At 37.3% G+C, this 15,800-nt stretch carries 17 protein-coding genes; 16 read left to right on the plus strand and 1 reads right to left on the minus strand.

Annotation, left to right across the window (positions count from 1 at the left end; all coding sequences use genetic code 11):
• The first annotated feature begins 87 nt into the window (after positions 1-87).
• The 11 genes from paaA (at position 88) to paaX (ending at position 10,055) form a co-directional block, all read left to right on the plus strand.
• Entirely contained in the window at positions 88-1,047 is a 960-nt protein-coding gene (gene paaA, locus CDZ92_RS06395; RefSeq protein WP_096154419.1) for a 1,2-phenylacetyl-CoA epoxidase subunit PaaA, read from the plus strand.
• A gap of 23 nt (positions 1,048-1,070) precedes the next feature.
• Positions 1,071-1,418, plus strand: a complete 348-nt coding sequence (paaB, locus tag CDZ92_RS06400) for a 1,2-phenylacetyl-CoA epoxidase subunit PaaB (RefSeq protein WP_096154420.1) — start codon at positions 1,071-1,073, stop codon at positions 1,416-1,418.
• Positions 1,415-2,242 (plus strand): 1,2-phenylacetyl-CoA epoxidase subunit PaaC, encoded by an 828-nt coding sequence (gene paaC, locus CDZ92_RS06405; RefSeq protein WP_096154421.1) that lies wholly within the window; start codon positions 1,415-1,417, stop codon positions 2,240-2,242. The genes paaB and paaC overlap by 4 nt, the downstream gene beginning before the upstream one ends.
• A 71-nt stretch (positions 2,243-2,313) precedes the next feature.
• Positions 2,314-2,805, plus strand: a complete 492-nt coding sequence (gene paaD / locus CDZ92_RS06410; RefSeq protein ID WP_096154422.1) for a 1,2-phenylacetyl-CoA epoxidase subunit PaaD — start codon at positions 2,314-2,316, stop codon at positions 2,803-2,805.
• A gap of 59 nt (positions 2,806-2,864) precedes the next feature.
• A complete protein-coding gene (locus CDZ92_RS06415; protein WP_096154423.1) occupies positions 2,865-3,173 on the plus strand; it encodes an EthD family reductase in 309 nt (102 codons plus the stop codon).
• Positions 3,166-3,945, plus strand: a complete 780-nt coding sequence (locus CDZ92_RS06420; RefSeq protein WP_096154424.1) for an enoyl-CoA hydratase/isomerase family protein — start codon at positions 3,166-3,168, stop codon at positions 3,943-3,945. Before CDZ92_RS06415 ends, CDZ92_RS06420 begins: the two co-directional genes overlap by 8 nt.
• A 12-nt stretch (positions 3,946-3,957) precedes the next feature.
• Positions 3,958-4,731 (plus strand): enoyl-CoA hydratase-related protein, encoded by a 774-nt coding sequence (locus CDZ92_RS06425; RefSeq protein WP_096154425.1) that lies wholly within the window; start codon positions 3,958-3,960, stop codon positions 4,729-4,731.
• 233 nt (positions 4,732-4,964) lie between these two features.
• Positions 4,965-6,482 carry an aldehyde dehydrogenase family protein gene (locus tag CDZ92_RS06430; RefSeq protein WP_096154426.1) on the plus strand — a complete coding sequence of 506 codons (1,518 nt, stop codon included), beginning with the start codon at positions 4,965-4,967 and terminating at the stop codon, positions 6,480-6,482.
• A gap of 487 nt (positions 6,483-6,969) precedes the next feature.
• Positions 6,970-7,827 (plus strand): 3-hydroxyacyl-CoA dehydrogenase, encoded by an 858-nt coding sequence (locus tag CDZ92_RS06435; RefSeq protein WP_096154427.1) that lies wholly within the window; start codon positions 6,970-6,972, stop codon positions 7,825-7,827.
• Between the two features lie 26 nt (positions 7,828-7,853).
• Positions 7,854-9,062 carry a thiolase family protein gene (locus tag CDZ92_RS06440; RefSeq protein WP_096154428.1) on the plus strand — a complete coding sequence of 403 codons (1,209 nt, stop codon included), beginning with the start codon at positions 7,854-7,856 and terminating at the stop codon, positions 9,060-9,062.
• 117 nt (positions 9,063-9,179) lie between these two features.
• A complete protein-coding gene (paaX, locus tag CDZ92_RS06445) occupies positions 9,180-10,055 on the plus strand; it encodes a phenylacetic acid degradation operon negative regulatory protein PaaX (protein WP_096154429.1) in 876 nt (291 codons plus the stop codon).
• A 28-nt stretch (positions 10,056-10,083) separates the two neighbouring features.
• On the opposite strand, the gene CDZ92_RS06450 is transcribed toward paaX, so the two are convergent.
• The gene (locus CDZ92_RS06450) at positions 10,084-10,596 is read right to left on the minus strand and encodes a gamma carbonic anhydrase family protein (protein ID WP_096154430.1); all 513 of its coding nucleotides are present in this window, start codon (positions 10,594-10,596) and stop codon (positions 10,084-10,086) included.
• A gap of 73 nt (positions 10,597-10,669) precedes the next feature.
• On the opposite strand from CDZ92_RS06450, the gene CDZ92_RS06455 reads away from it, so the two are divergent.
• From CDZ92_RS06455 to CDZ92_RS06475, 5 genes are all read left to right on the plus strand, one after another.
• Complete coding sequence (locus tag CDZ92_RS06455; RefSeq protein WP_096154431.1) at positions 10,670-11,617, plus strand: NAD(P)H-dependent flavin oxidoreductase; 948 nt, start codon at positions 10,670-10,672, stop codon at positions 11,615-11,617.
• A 283-nt stretch (positions 11,618-11,900) separates the two neighbouring features.
• Positions 11,901-12,908: an ABC transporter substrate-binding protein gene (locus CDZ92_RS06460; RefSeq protein ID WP_096154432.1), complete on the plus strand. Its 1,008-nt coding sequence runs from the start codon at positions 11,901-11,903 to the stop codon at positions 12,906-12,908.
• Positions 12,909-12,999: 91 nt separating this feature from the next.
• Positions 13,000-14,019, plus strand: a complete 1,020-nt coding sequence (locus CDZ92_RS06465; RefSeq protein WP_096154433.1) for an ABC transporter permease — start codon at positions 13,000-13,002, stop codon at positions 14,017-14,019.
• Positions 13,997-14,791 (plus strand): ABC transporter ATP-binding protein, encoded by a 795-nt coding sequence (locus tag CDZ92_RS06470; protein ID WP_096154434.1) that lies wholly within the window; start codon positions 13,997-13,999, stop codon positions 14,789-14,791. Before CDZ92_RS06465 ends, CDZ92_RS06470 begins: the two co-directional genes overlap by 23 nt.
• 556 nt (positions 14,792-15,347) lie before the next feature.
• A complete protein-coding gene (locus CDZ92_RS06475; RefSeq protein WP_227521494.1) occupies positions 15,348-15,734 on the plus strand; it encodes a thioesterase family protein in 387 nt (128 codons plus the stop codon).
• The last annotated feature ends 66 nt before the right edge of the window (positions 15,735-15,800 follow it).

Genomic DNA, 15,800 nt, shown 5'->3' on the forward strand with positions numbered 1-15,800 from the left:
TTTATTTTCTGAACTTTCAGAGTTGAAAGTTATATAACATTATTATATAATGTCGTTAAATAAACGTTATAAACAGGAGGCGGTAAGATGGTACAATCAATTTCTTTTGACCGCTTAACAGAAGAAGAGAAGCAAAATCATTTTATGCAACGTATTGAAGCAGGAGAGAAAATCGAAGCGGACGATTGGATGCCTGAAGAGTACAGAAAGACGTTAATCAAACTAATTTCTATGCATGGAATCAGCGAAATAATGGGAGCGCTTCCAGAAAAAGAATGGGTACCTAAAGCTCCTTCATTACGAAGAAAATTAGGTATTATGGCAAAAGTTCAAGACGAAATGGGACACGGACAATTATTATTACGTGTTGCAGAGGACTTAATGGAGCCTTATGGCAAATCTCGTGAAGAAATTATGCAAGATTTATTCAGTGGAGATTTAAAATTTCATAATGTATTCCACATGGAAGCACCTACATGGGGAGATGCAGGTTTAATTGGTTGGTTAGTTGATGGGGCAGCAATTATATCCCAAACAAATATGCTTGATGCATCGTATGGACCTTACGCTAGAGCGTTAAAACGCATATGTGCAGAAGAGGTTTTCCATGCTCAACATGGTGAAGCAATTATTATGGCTCTTGCTGAAGGAACAGACGAACAAAAAGAAATGATCCAAGACTCCCTTAATAGATGGTGGGAAGCATTATTAATGTTCTTCGGACCAGGAGATGCTTCGACAACTGGTACTAGTAAACAAGACATTACGATGAAATATAAAATTCGTACAAAAAACAACGAAGAATTACGACAAGACTTTTTTACAAAATATGTTCCTCGTATCGTAAGCATTGGACTTAAAATACCTGATGAAACAATGCACTACAGTGAAACAGAAGAAAAATGGATATACCAACAGCCTGATTGGAATAAATTTTTACAAATCATTCGTAACAACGGACCTAAATCACAAGAACGTTTACGCTTACGAAAGCTTTCTTATGAGAATAACGAATGGGTTCGACTAGCATTAAGTACAGAGAAATAAAGTACAGATTGGGGGAGGGCCACTTGACAGGTAAAGGATTTTATCAAGAATTTGAAGTGTTTAGTAAGCGAAGCGATACAGCCCCAATGCAATATCAATTTAGTTTGCTTGCACCAAATCATGAAATTGCGCTAGTGATGGCACAAGAAAACTTTATGAGAAGAGAACCTGTAGCAGACATTTGGGTTGTGAAACGTTCTGACATTCGCAAAATGACGCAAGAAGAAAAGCAATCTTTGCCAAGATTAGATAATAAAGATTACCGCACTACAAAAGGCTACGGTTATTTAAAGAAAAAATGGCGTCATTATGAACAAGGAATGTTAGATGAAGAAGAAATCTTATCATGGGGAGGAAAGCTGAAAAAATGAAACTTTATACAACGGAAGAAGCAAATAATGATTCTGCCTATAAAGAAGCTTTACTCTCTTTGCTTTATCAACTAGCAGATGATGATTTAATTGTTGCATATCGTGGTTCAGAGTGGCTTGGTCTTGCACCACATATCGAAGAAGACGTGGCATTTTCATCTATCAGTCAAGATACAATGGGGCATTCTGCTATGTTTTATCAATTGTTAGAACAACTTGGCGAAGGAAATATGGACCACTTAGCGCATGCTCGTTCTGCAAAAGAACGCTATAACGCTATTATTCTAGAAGAAGTAAACGGTTCTGGAACATATTTAATAGAACCAAGATATGATTGGGCTTTTGCAGTTGTAAGGCATTATTTTTATACGGTAGCTAAAAAAATCCGCCTAGATTCGTTAAAAAATTCAAGCTTTGAGCCATTAAGACATGCGGCAGTAAAAGTGAATATGGAGCTTTATTACCACCAGCTTCACTGGAAAACATGGTTTATACAATTGTGTTTAGCAAATGATGATGCGAAAACAAGAATGACTCAAGCTATTGAAAGAGTATTAGCTGATTTTGATGGAGTACTCTCATTAGGTAGTAAAAAAGAGGAATTACAACAATTCGGTATTATTGAGCCTGAGGAAGAGCTAAAAACTAGATGGCTTTCTCATATGAAGGAAATGTTTGAAAAAGCTGAATTAGACGTAACACTATTAAACAATCTTGCGATGAAGCGAGGAAATGGTAGAAAGCAAGAACATACTTCTGATTTAGAAGATGCAATCAAAACACTAGGTGAAGTGTATAATATGGATCCTGCGGCTATCTGGTAATACTAATAATAGATACACATATAATAAGAGGGGTGAAGGTTCATCTCTTATGGAACGATGGTGATTAAACTATGAGTAGCGCAGAAAAACAACAAGTTGAATCCATGTTACAACAAGTAAAAGATCCTGAAATTGATTCTGTCAGTATTCTAGAGTTAGGAATGGTAGAATCTATCTCCATTCATGGAGGGAACGTAGACATCGAAATGCTACCAACGTTTGTCGGTTGTCCTGCATTAGAAATTATTAAGAAAAATGTTCAAGATGCAGTTATGAAACTACCATTCGTTGAAAAAGTAGAGGTTCACTTTATCTTTCATCCTCCATGGACATCTGAACGAGTAACAGATGTAGGTAGAGAAAACTTAAAAAAATTCGGCATTGCCCCTCCACCTATATTAAAAGAAGAAACAAGTGAATGGCACGTTAATTGTCCGTATTGTGATTCGACATATACAACACTCGATAACATTTTCGGGCCAACTGCGTGTCGTAGTATTTTATACTGCAAATCATGTAAAAATCCATTCGAGGCAATGAAACCAGTATCCACATTAATGTGAGGAATGAATAGATTAATAGATTTATATTAATCTAAATACATAACAAGGGAGTTTTAAGAATGATAAAATTAATCGCTTTATACAAACATCCAGAAAATAAAGAGGCATTTGACAAGCATTATTTCGAAGTACATGCACCGATTACAGAAAAAATTCCTGGTCTACAAAAAATGGAAGTAACAAAAGTAGTTGGTAGCCCCATGGGTGGCGAAGGAAAATACTATTTAATGTGTGAAATGTATTATGAGAGCCACGAAGCATTGAAAGCTGCAATGAAAACAGACGAGGCAAAAGCTTCTGGTAAAGACTTAATGAAGTTTGCAGGTGACTTAGTAACATTAATGATTGGTGAGGAAGTTAATGAATAATAATTTTGAACACATTATCACTTCTATTGAAGATGGTATTGGCAAAATTACGTTAAACCGACCAAAAGTATTAAATGCCATTAATCGAAAGATGGTATCTGAAATCCTTTTTGCAATGGAGTCCATGGACAATGACGAAGATGTACGTGTTATTGTCCTAACGGGCAACGGAAGAGCTTTTGCTGCTGGAGCAGATATTGATGAAATGGCAAATGCATCCGCAATGGATTTAGAGTTAACGAACCAATTCACTGATTGGGATCGTTTATCTTGGATAAAAAAGCCGGTAATCGGGGCAGTTCAAGGTTTTGCTTTAGGTGGTGGATTCGAATTAGCACTATGTTGTGACATCCTATTTGCATCCCATAAAGCAGAATTCGGATTTCCGGAGATTAATCTAGGTGTAATGCCTGGTGCAGGTGGAACTCAACGATTAACAAAACTTATGGGTAAAACAAAAGCAATGGAATGGCTATTCACAGGTGAAAGAATGAGTGCGAACGAAGCATTACATTACGGAGTAATCAATCGTATAATCTCGGATGAGTTATTACTTGCAGAAACGATGAAATATGCAAAAAAGATTTCGAAACAAGCACCATTATCTTTACGCCTTATTAAAGAGTCCGTATTGAAAGCTGTTGATTATCCTTTATACGAAGGAATGCAACACGAACGAAAAAATTTCTACTTATTATTTTCTTCTGAAGATCAAAAAGAAGGGATGAAAGCTTTCCAAGAAAGACGCCGTCCTAACTTCAAAGGGAAATAAGGGGGTATAAGCTTGTACGAAACGATTAAGTATGAAGTCAAAAACAATGTAGCATGGCTAACATTAAATCGACCGGATTCTCTTAATGCTTTTATTGCTCAGATGAATAAAGAAATTCAACTAGCCATAAAAAAATCAACTGTTGATGAAAATGTAAGAGCAATTGTCTTTATAGGAGAAGGTAGAGCTTTTTGTTCAGGTCAAGATTTATCTGAAGTGACAGAATCAATGGATCATGGGGATGTTTTACGTAACAACTACGGCCCAATGATAAAAGAAATTGCTAATTGTGAAAAGCCTATTATCGCAGCAGTAAACGGTGTTGCAGCTGGTGCTGGTTTGAGCCTTGCACTGGCATGTGATTTTAGACTTTTATCGGAGAAAGCAACCTTCTTGCAAGCATTCATTCATGTTGGATTAATTCCTGACTCAGGTAACCTATATTATTTAACGAGACTAGTGGGCCAAGCGAAAGCATTAGAGCTTGCAGTATTAGGGGAGAAAATCTCAGCTGAACAAGCAAAAGCAATCAATCTAGCAACAAACGTGTTTCCAGTAGAAACGTTCATAGATGATGTGACGAATTTTGCTACTCGAATAGCTACTATGCCAACCAAAGCTATTGGACTTATTAAAAGAAGTGTAAAAGATAGTTATGAACTAACTTTTACAGACTATTTAGAACGCGAAGCACAAGGGCAACGTATTGCTGGTTTAACAACCGATCATCACGAAGGTGTGCAAGCCTTCATGCAAAAACGAAAACCTACGTTTAGTGGTAAATAAATGCGTAGTTAATTTTTATAAATAGTCTTGATCTTATAAATAAAAATTAGTTGATGTTCGCTGTAGTTGTGAGACTCCTGCGGGAATGCAGGGACATAGAAGACCCAGTAGAGGCTTTCGGCGAGGAGGCTTCCGGACCGCCCTCGGAAAGCGAGCAACTGCAGCGAACATCAACATTTAGCACCCTACATAAACGTTTCAGGGTAGCCTAATTCTTAAAGGGGATGAAATGAATGTCGACAGTTAAAGAAGAAAAATTCGCAACACTTTCAACGAAACGTGATACTTACCAATTAATTATAAACGGTCAACGCGTAGAAAGCTCCACAGGAGAAACCTTTACTACGTATAACCCAGCAACAGGCGAAGCAGTTGCAACAGTTGCAAAAGCAACGAAAGAAGACGCTGAAAAAGCAGTAGCAGCAGCACGTCATGCGTTTGATAACGGTAAATGGAAGCTTTTCCCGATCAATAAACGTTCAAGAATCATCAATAAAATTGCAGCGATTATGCGCTCTCGTTTTAATGAACTAGTAGAATTAGAAATTTTAGATACTGGTAAATCTTTAGCAGCAGCTCAAGGTCAAGTCATGCAAGCAATTGAAGACTTTGAATTTTACGCTGGTGCAATCGTTGGTCACCGCGGAACAGTAAATAACGTTCCTGGTCAATTCCAAAATATTGCAGAAAAAGAGCCTGTAGGGGTTTGTGCACAAATCATTCCTTGGAATTATCCATTAATGATGGCTGCTTGGAAAATAGCTCCTGCCATTGCTGTAGGTTGTTCGGTTGTAGTAAAACCTGCTACATTAACTCCACTTACAGCTATCGTTTTAGGGGAAATTTGTATCGAAGCTGGGGTTCCAGAAGGAGTAGTAAATATCGTTCCTGGTTCTGGTTCAGAAGTTGGTAACTACCTAGTAGAACATCCTCAAGTAGATAAAGTAGCGTTTACTGGTTCTACACCTATCGGTAAAGACATTATGGCAAAAGCTTCCAAAACATTAAAGCGTGTAACTTTAGAGCTTGGTGGAAAATCTCCGAATCTAGTATTTAACGATGCTGACATCGATGCTGCAGTAGACGGTTCATTATTCGGTATTTTCTATAACACTGGTCAATCTTGTGAAGCAAGATCACGCCTATATGTACAAGAAGATATCTATGAAGAATTCCTAGAGAAATTTGTAGAGAAAGCGAAAAAACTTCAACTTGGCGATCCATTCGCAAAAGAAACACATATTGGAGCGATTATTAACGAAGATCAGCTAAAAACTATCGATTCTTATGTTCAATCTGCAAAAGAAGACGGCGCTACAATCGCATTAGGTGGTAAGGTCGCTAAGGTGGAAGGACATGAAAATGGATATTGGTATGAGCCAACTATTATTACAAACGTAAATCATGACATGAAAGTAGTAAATGAAGAAATCTTCGGACCAGTAGTAGTAGTGATGCCATTTAAAGATGAGAAGGAAGCAATCAAACTAGCAAACGATAGTGAATATGGCTTAGGTTCAGCTGTATGGACAAAAGACCATGGTCGCGCAACTCGTGTTGCGAAGAAGATTCAAGCAGGAATCGTAATGGTTAACTGCCCATTCTCTGCATTCCCTGGTACACCGTTTGGTGGCTACAAACAATCTGGCTTCGGTCGAGAACTATGTATCGAAACACTTGATCTATATTCAGAAACGAAGAGTGTGATTTCCTACTTTGGAAATCGTCCACTAAACCCGTTCGGTATCTAATAAAGCAATACCAGTAACGAGCACTCTATCCATTGAGTGCTCGTCTCATTTCTATTCTTAGGTTGTCTAATGAATATTTTAAATAAAACCTTGTCCGTTCCTTTCCGCTGCAGGCACTCGCTTTCCGCGGGGAGCGACGTGAGCCTCCTCGGCGTTCCGCCTGTGGGGTCTCACGCTTCGCTCTACTTCCCGCAGGAGTCGAGTGCCTTCCGCTCCAATACACTCTAGGTTTTAAATAAATTGTAATTCAACAATAAAACCTTTAAAAACAAAGTATTCTGTTTTTAAGTTTCTATATAACATAGAAACTTATTAACTCTCTAGCTGTTGATTGTAGTGCAAGTTGGAGACTCCTGCGGGAGAAGAGGGGAGCGGGAGACCCCACAGGCGAAGCTGAGGAGGCTCCCGGCCCGCCCGCGGAAAGCGGAGACTTGCGCTACAATCAACAGCGTTATTTAACAAAATCAAATGGAAAGGGGATTAACAAATGATTCAAAATATCGTCGTCATCGGTTCTGGTGTAATGGGACGTGGAATCGCCTATGTAAGTGCTCTTGGCGGCTTCCAAACAACACTAGTAGACATAAATGAAGAACAACTAAACAGCGCTAAAACAGAAAACAATAAAGTATTTCAAAAGGCAGTAGAAAGAGGCAAACTCTCTGAAGAGAACGTGAACTCCGCAATCCAAAGATTAAGCTACTCTATTGATATAGAAGATACATACAAAAACGCTGACTTAATAATTGAAGCCGTCCCTGAAAAAGTAGAAATTAAAAAAGCTGTTTTTGAACAAATGGAACAGTTTGCAAAAGAAACGTGCTATTTTGCGACAAACACTTCCACAATGAGTCCAACAGAGATTGGTAGTTTTACAAAACGTCCAGAAAAAGTAATTGCTATGCACTTTTTTAATCCAGTTCATAAAATGAAACTAGTAGAAATTGTTCGAGGATTAGAAACGAGTGATGAAACTGCTGCTGTAATAAAAGAAGTTGCAGAACAAATGGGCAAAGAAACAGTAGTTGTAAACGAATTTCCTGGCTTCGTAACTAGCCGTATTAGCGCATTAGTCGGTAATGAAGCATTTTATATGCTACAAGAGGGCGTAGGAACACCAGAAGAAATAGATAAAGCTATAAAACTTGGTTTAAACTATCCAATGGGACCATTTGAACTCGGAGATTTAGTTGGTTTAGATGCACGGTTAAACAATCTTAAATATTTACACGAGAAGCTAGGGGAAAAATACCGTCCTGCACCATTACTAGAAAAGTATGTAAAAGCAGGAAGACTTGGAAGAAAGTCCGGTAAAGGTGTTTACGATTATTCAGATAGAACTTAATAGCTTACTAGAAAGGAGCACTAAAAATGAGAGAAGTTGTCATTGTTGACGCAGTAAGAACTCCAATTGGCAGGTATAAAGGAGCATTAAAAACTATAAGACCAGATGATTTAGGTGCTGTAGTCATTAAAGGCTTATTAGAAAGAAACGACAAAGTGAATCCACTAGATATTGAAGAAGTAGTTTTTGGAAATGCCAATCAAGCGGGTGAAGACAACCGTAATGTGGCTAGAATGTCAGCCTTACTTGCAGGTTTACCTGTAGAAGTAGGTGGAACGACTATCAATAGATTATGTGGTTCTGGTCTTGATGCCGTAAACTACGCAGCACGAGCGATTATGGTTGGCGAAGGAGATATTTTTATAGCTGGTGGAACAGAGAGCATGACTCGTGCTCCATTTGTTATGGCAAAACCAGAAAGCGATTACCCTCGTGGAAACATGGAGATGTTTGATACAACAATCGGTTGGCGTTTTACAAATCAGTTACTAAAAGATATGTACGGAACGGATAGTATGCCAGAGACAGCGGAAAATGTAGCAAAACGCTTTGACATTACTAGAGAAGCACAAGACGAGTTTGCTTTTAACAGCCAACAAAAAGCAAAAGCTGCGATGGAAATGGATCGATTTAAAGAAGAAATCGTACCTGTAACTTTTAAAGATCGAAAAGGTAACGAAATAATTGTAGAAGTAGATGAACACCCTAGACCAACTACCACATTAGAAAAACTCTCGTCATTAAAGCCATTGTTTCCTGGTGGAACGGTAACGGCTGGAAATGCATCTGGTGTAAACGATGGGGCATCTGCATTACTATTAATGAGCGCAGAAAAGTGTAGGGAACTTGGATTAAAGCCTTTAGCGAAATATGTATCATCTGCAACTGCTGGACTTGAACCATCTATTATGGGAATTGGTCCAATTTTCGCTTCACAAAAAGCATTAAATAGAGCTAACCTAACTGCTGAAGATATTGGATTAGTGGAATTGAATGAAGCATTTGCTTCACAATCTCTTGAGTGTATCAAACAACTTGAATTAGATGAAGCAAAAGTAAATGTAAACGGCGGAGCCATCGCATTTGGCCATCCGCTTGGAGCAAGTGGTGCTAGAATACTAACGACATTAGTACATGAAATGAACAAACGTAACATTAAATACGGTCTTGCTACAATGTGTATTGGCGTAGGACAAGGTATCGCTACCATCGTTGAAAATTGTATCGAAGAGTAACATCAGACTTAAAACAAATAGAATATATCACACCTTCTGTTACTAAAGCAGAAAAGTGTGATATATTATTGTATGGTCCATTCTATAAATCTAGCTGTAACAAAGGATGTAAAGAATATGAATACAAGATCAATGATTTTTACGATATATGGTGATTATATACGTCATTACGGAAACAAAATATGGGTAGGTAGTTTAATCCGCCTATTAAATGAGTTTGGACACAACGATCAAGCTGTACGTGCCGCTATTTCTAGAATGAATAAACAAGGTTGGGTACAAGCAGAGAAAAAAGGGAATAAGAGCTACTATTACTTAACAGAGCGAGGAGTCGCTCGTATGGAAGAAGCGGCTAAACGTATCTTCAAACTGAAAAATGATGAATGGGATAATAAATGGCGGATCTTAATGTATTCCATTCCAGAAGAAATTAGAACAGTAAGAGATGAGTTAAGAAAAGAACTCATTTGGAGTGGATTTGGCACTCTATCTAACAGCTGTTGGATTTCTCCTAACGCATTAGAAAATCAAGTGAATACGCTAATACAAAAATATAATATTTCTAATTATGTAGACTTTTTTGAAGCAGAATATAAAGGGCCTGAAGAGAACATCCGTTTAGTAGAAAAAAGTTGGGATTTAGAAGATATTAATGCGAAATACCAAACATTTATTCAAGAATATAGCCAACTTTATATCATTACAAAAAGTAAAATTCAAAAAGGTAACATGTCAGATGCAGAATGCTTTGTAGAAAGAACGAAACTGGTTCATGAGTATCGAAAGTTTTTGTTCGTTGATCCTGGCTTGCCAGAAGAGTTATTACCAAATCAGTGGTTAGGTGCTCACGCAGCTTCGTTATTTAGTGATTACTATAAAGAATTAGCTGAACCTGCATCTCGTTTCTTTGAACAAGTGTTCCAAGAAGGTAATGAGCTAAGCAATAAAGATAAAAAGTACGATGTTATGACGCATCCATATATATTAGAATGAATAAAGCGCTAAAACAAGAGCTATGCCCTTATTTTAGCGCTTCTTTATACTCTTTTCCTTTTTGAACATATGTATCAATCGATAATTGAATAAGTTCTATATCTTTATCCGTAATTTCTCTAATTACTTTCCCTGGAGAACCAACAACTAATGATCGTGGAGGAATTTTTTTACCGGAAGGGATAAGTGTATTAGCGCCAATAATACTTTCTTCTCCAATAACCGCACCGTCAAGAATAGTTGAGCCCATACCTATAATACATCTGTTTTCTATTGTACAACCATGTAAAATGGCATTATGGCCAATTGTCACTTCATCTCCAACTAATAAAGGAAATCCTTCGTATAAATGTGCTGTTACATTATCTTGAACACTGCATCTTTTACCAATCTTAATAGTCCCTTCGTCTCCGCGCAAAACAGCATTAAACCACACAGTAGACTCTTCACCAACATGTACATCTCCGATAAGATGAGCACCAGGTGCAACAAAAACACTTTCGTGAACGTTTGGTTTTTTATCGTGAAAACTATATAACATAAAAGAACTCCCTTTCCATTGTTAAAATATTAAAAATAGTATAACATTATTTTTACGAGGGGTGAAATAATAGATGAACAAATTAATCGAAATATTACATATTAAATACCCAATCATACAAGGGGCGATGGGCAACATTAGTAATGCGCCATTAACAGCTGCAGTAAGTGAGGCTGGTGGGCTTGGAACGATCGGTGCAGGCACAATGCCACCAGAAGAAGTAGAAAAAATCATTTTGGAAACAAAAGATAAAACGAAAGCACCGTTCGCCATAAATGTAGCACTAACGGTGACACCTTATGTGAAAGAAGTATTGCAATTAGTCATTAAGCATAAAGTGCCGGTTGTTTCTCTTTCTGCAGGAAATCCAGTACCTATTATCCCAAAATTAAAACACTATGGTATAAAAATAATTTGTGTCGTTGCGTCTCCTAGACAAGCACAAAAAGCAGAAGAAGCAGGAGCAGATATTATAGTGGCTGAAGGTTATGAAGCGGCAGGTATTAATTCAAGTCTTGAAATCACTACATTAACATTAATTCCACAAATTGTAGATGCAGTAAAAATACCAGTTGTCGCTGCAGGTGGAATCGGAGACGGTAGAGGATTAGCAGCAGTACTTTCACTAGGAGCTTCAGGTGCTCAAATTGGGACTAGATTAATAGCAACACAAGAGGCTCCTTTTCACCAAGCTTATAAAGATAAATTAGTAGAAGCAAATGATACTGCTACTGTTATTGTAGGAAGATCTGTTGGTAGAGTAAGAAGGGTTCTAAAAGCACCCTACTCAGAAACCTTATTACAAAAAGAACAAACGGGAATTAGTTTAGATGATTTTAATAATTTAACAACGGAAGACCAACATATATTAGGAGCAATAAAAGGGGACCTCGATAATGGTTTTATTAACGGTGGTCAAGTCTCAGCATTAATCAAAAACATACCTACCGTGCAACAACTATTCGAACAGATAATAAGTGATGCAAGTAAACAATTAAATAGAGCAACGAAACTACTATAAAAACATGCGCATGCATGTTTTTATTTTTTTAGAGGAATGTTAATATTTTTGTAGAATATTAATAGAATAATCCGATTATAAATAATTTTTAGAAAATATTGACGATAATATTTATACAGTGTTAATATAACGTTTAAACAGGTTATCGTCTTTTTTTCGTAACAATTAGTAGTATTTTCCAAAGGTATTAACTAGTAGTTATGCTACATATATCTACTACTAGTAAAATATATAATTCCAAAGCCTTAAGGCAATTTGGAACAAAAGAATAAGGGGGATAAGCATGAGAAAAAATCTAGTCAAATTAATTGGAGGTTTATCTGCTGCCATGATGTTAATGGCTGGATGTGGTACTTCACCATCTGGTGCAGATAACAAAGAAAAAGTAACAATCGGTGTTACACAAATCGTAGAACATCCGTCTTTAGATGCAGCATTTGATGGATTCAAAAAAGCACTAGAAGACAACGGCTTTAAAGAAGGCGAAAACGTTACATATGACGTGCAAATTGCTCAAGGTGAACAAAGTAACAGTATAAGCATCGCAAACAACTTTGTGGCTGATAATGTAAACTTGATTTTTGCCAACTCGACTCCAAGTGCCCAAACAGCTCTTCAAGCTACAAGACAAGCTCCGGAGATCCCAGTTGTTTTTACATCAGTAACAGACCCTGTTGGTGCTGAGTTAATCGAGTCTTTTGATAAGCCAGGTCCAAACATTACAGGTACTTCAGATAATCACCCAGAATCTATTTCTAACACAATTGAATTTATGATAAAAGAACTAAATATTAAGCGTATCGGTGTTGTTTATAATGCTGGGGAACAAAACTCTGTTGTTCAAGTAGAACAAGTGGAAAAAGTTGCAAAAGCTAATGGAGCCCAAATCGTTACTGCATCTGTTTCTACTTCGGCTGAAGTTAAACAAGCTACAGAATCCTTAATCGGAAGAGTAGACGCGATTTATGTTCCTACTGATAACACGGTTGTTTCTGCTTTCCAAACGGTTGTATCAGTAGCTAATGACGAAAAAATCCCTTTATTTGCTGGGGAACTTGATTCTATGAAACAAGGCGCAGTTGCTGCTAGTGGTTTTAGCTATTTTGACCTTGGTTATCAAACAGGCTTAATGGCAGTAAAAATTTTAAAAGGTGAAAAAACAGCTGCTGACATTCCTGCAGCATACCCTGAAAGTTTCACTTTAGTTATTAATAAAATAGCTGCAAAAGCGCAAGGTGTTGAAATTAAAGATTCTTGGAGTGACATCGCAGACTTTTATGATGGTGAGTAAAAATAATTAGCCAAACCAACAGCTGTTAGCTAATCACCTAATAGCTAACAGCTAACCGATCACTAATCACTAAAAAAGGAGATGATTCTACATGTCAGTTGCTATATTTGGATCTTTAGAAGCTGGAATCATCTACGCAATCATGGCCCTAGGGGTGTACTTATCCTTTAGGGTCCTTGATTTTCCAGACTTAACTGTAGATGGTAGTTTCGTAACAGGTGCGGCGGTTGCTGCAACCATGATTGTAAACGGTGTCAACCCTTTATATGCTACAATCGTAGCAATGTTTATAGGCTTTTTAGCCGGTTGTATTACAGGTGCATTACATACATATGGAAAAATAAATGCGCTATTATCTGGTATCTTAATGATGATTGCCTTATATTCTATCAATCTAAGAATTATGGGTAGGTCCAATGTACCTTTACTTAATAGTGACACATTATTTACCCATATTAGAAGTTTTTGGGCAAGTACAGGAATTGATCCGTTCTTAAACAACTTATTAACCTCAGTTGGCTTAGGCGCTTTTACACCTAGAACATGGTCTATCATTTTCTTAATGCTCATTGTCACGTTAGCTATAAAAATTATTTTAGACTTGTTCTTAAAAACAGAAATTGGTCTTGCTGTTAGAGCAACTGGGGACAACAAACGAATGATTCGTAGTTTCTCCGCTAATACGAATGGACTAGTTATATTAGGTCTTGGTATTTCTAATGCAATGGTTGCTTTCTCTGGTGCACTAATTGCACAATATAGTGGATTTGCCGATGTCGGAATGGGTATCGGGATGATTATAATCGGGTTAGCTTCCGTTATTATCGGTGAAGCATTGTTTGGAACAAAAACAATCGCGCGTACGACACTTGCCGTTATCGGTGGGGCAATTATTTACCGTATCGTTGTAACTTTTGCATTAAGAGTTGAATTTTTAGAAACAGGGGATATGAAACTTATTACAGCTATGATCGTAATATTTGCGCTTGTAACCCCTAAATTAATAGATGGCTATAAGGATAGAAAACGCAAGAAACAAAAAATGTTACAGTTAAAAGCTTTACCTCCGAAAAGAAAGGAGGAGGAAAATGTTACATTTAACACAGATTAATAAAGTATTTAATGAAGGTACATTAGATGAAAAAATAGCATTGGACCACGTTAATTTAACACTAAACAAAGGTGATTTTGTCACCATTATTGGGAGTAACGGTGCTGGAAAGTCCACACTAATGAACATGATATCCGGTGCTTTAACACCCGATACAGGCTCCGTTGTAATTGCGGATAAGAACGTTACTTTTACAGCTGAACATAAACGTGCAAAGCTTATCGGACGTGTCTTCCAAGATCCTATGGCAGGTACGGCACCGACAATGACAATTGAGGAAAATTTAGCTATGGCTTATTCTCGCAATAAAACACGTTCATTAAGGTTCGGTGTATCAAAGCAAAGACGTGAGTTTTTTAAAGAAGTACTAGAATCACTGCATTTAGGTTTGGAAAACCGTCTCACTGCTAAAGTTGGCCTTTTATCTGGTGGGGAGAGACAAGCATTATCATTATTAATGGCTACATTTACTGAACCTGCCATTTTATTGCTTGACGAGCATACGGCAGCTCTTGATCCCGCACGAGCAGAATTAATAACAAACTTAACAAAAGAAATTGTTGATAAATACCAATTAACAACTTTAATGGTTACTCACAACATGCAACAAGCACTAGATTTAGGAAATCGTCTCATCATGATGGACAAAGGACAAATCATATTGCAAGTAGATGAAGAAGAAAAGAAAACATTAACAATCGAACGTCTCCTAGCAGAATTCCAACGCATCCGAGGCACCCAACTAGCAAGCGACCGAGCATTATTATCATAATACTTAAAGGTAATTTAGAAAAAATTTCTAAATTACCTTTTTTGTTTAAGGCTATGTTAAAGGTTGCTGTTGATTTCCGTGCAAGGCTTTGCTTTCCGCGGGCATGTCTAGGTCAAGCGGCTAGCTCCTCCCGCAGGAGTCTCAGCCTTGCACGGAAATAAACAGGTAAGTACATAAATATCAACACTAAGCTTTAACACAGCCTTGTTTAAGGAAATTTAGCAGATTATCAAACATATTAAGAAAGAAAAAATTAATCTATTCCATAAATTAGTTGATATTCGCTGTAGGTGTGAGACTCCTGCGGGAAAAGTGCGTCAAGGGAGACCCCATAGGCGCCGCGCGCCGAGGAGGCTTCCGAGACCACCCGCGGAAAGCGAACACCTACAGCGAATATCAACTATTAGTACCGAATACAAAGTTCACATAATTATTTTGTAAATAACCGAATAGGTAGATTATTTATAAAATTGTTACAATTTATTGACGGGTTATTTTACGAAATGTTATCATTACGTTAAATAAGCGTCATATAAATTGCTTAGTAGGTGATACCTTGAAAGATGGTTTAACAGAAGGATACAAAGAAACACTCACAGTAAACGTAACCGAATCAATGGTAGCACAATTCGAAGGGGTAGTTGTGCATCCTGTCTATTCAACCGTTATGATGGTATACCATATGGAATGGGCCTCTAGAAAAATAATTCTCCCTTTCTTAGAAGAACAAGAAGAGGGAATGGGAGCAGAAGTAAATGTGAAACATATTGCCCCCTCCAAAATTGGATCCACATTAAAAATAACGGCTACACTTGTAGAAAAAAATCGGAATATTGTTATAACTACTGTCGAAATATTTGATGGTACAAAACTAGTAGGTTCTGGAGAAGTTAAGCAAGTTATTTTACCAAAAGAAAAAATAAAGAAACTAATTCACGGTTAATAGCAATAAAAAATAGATAACAAGGGTGATAATGATGAAACAAATGGAAACGCTTTCTCATGAATT

It is taken from the genome of Bacillus sp. FJAT-45066, assembly GCF_002335755.1.
GTDB classification, from domain to species: domain Bacteria; phylum Bacillota; class Bacilli; order Bacillales; family Bacillaceae_I; genus Bacillus_CD; species Bacillus_CD alkalisoli.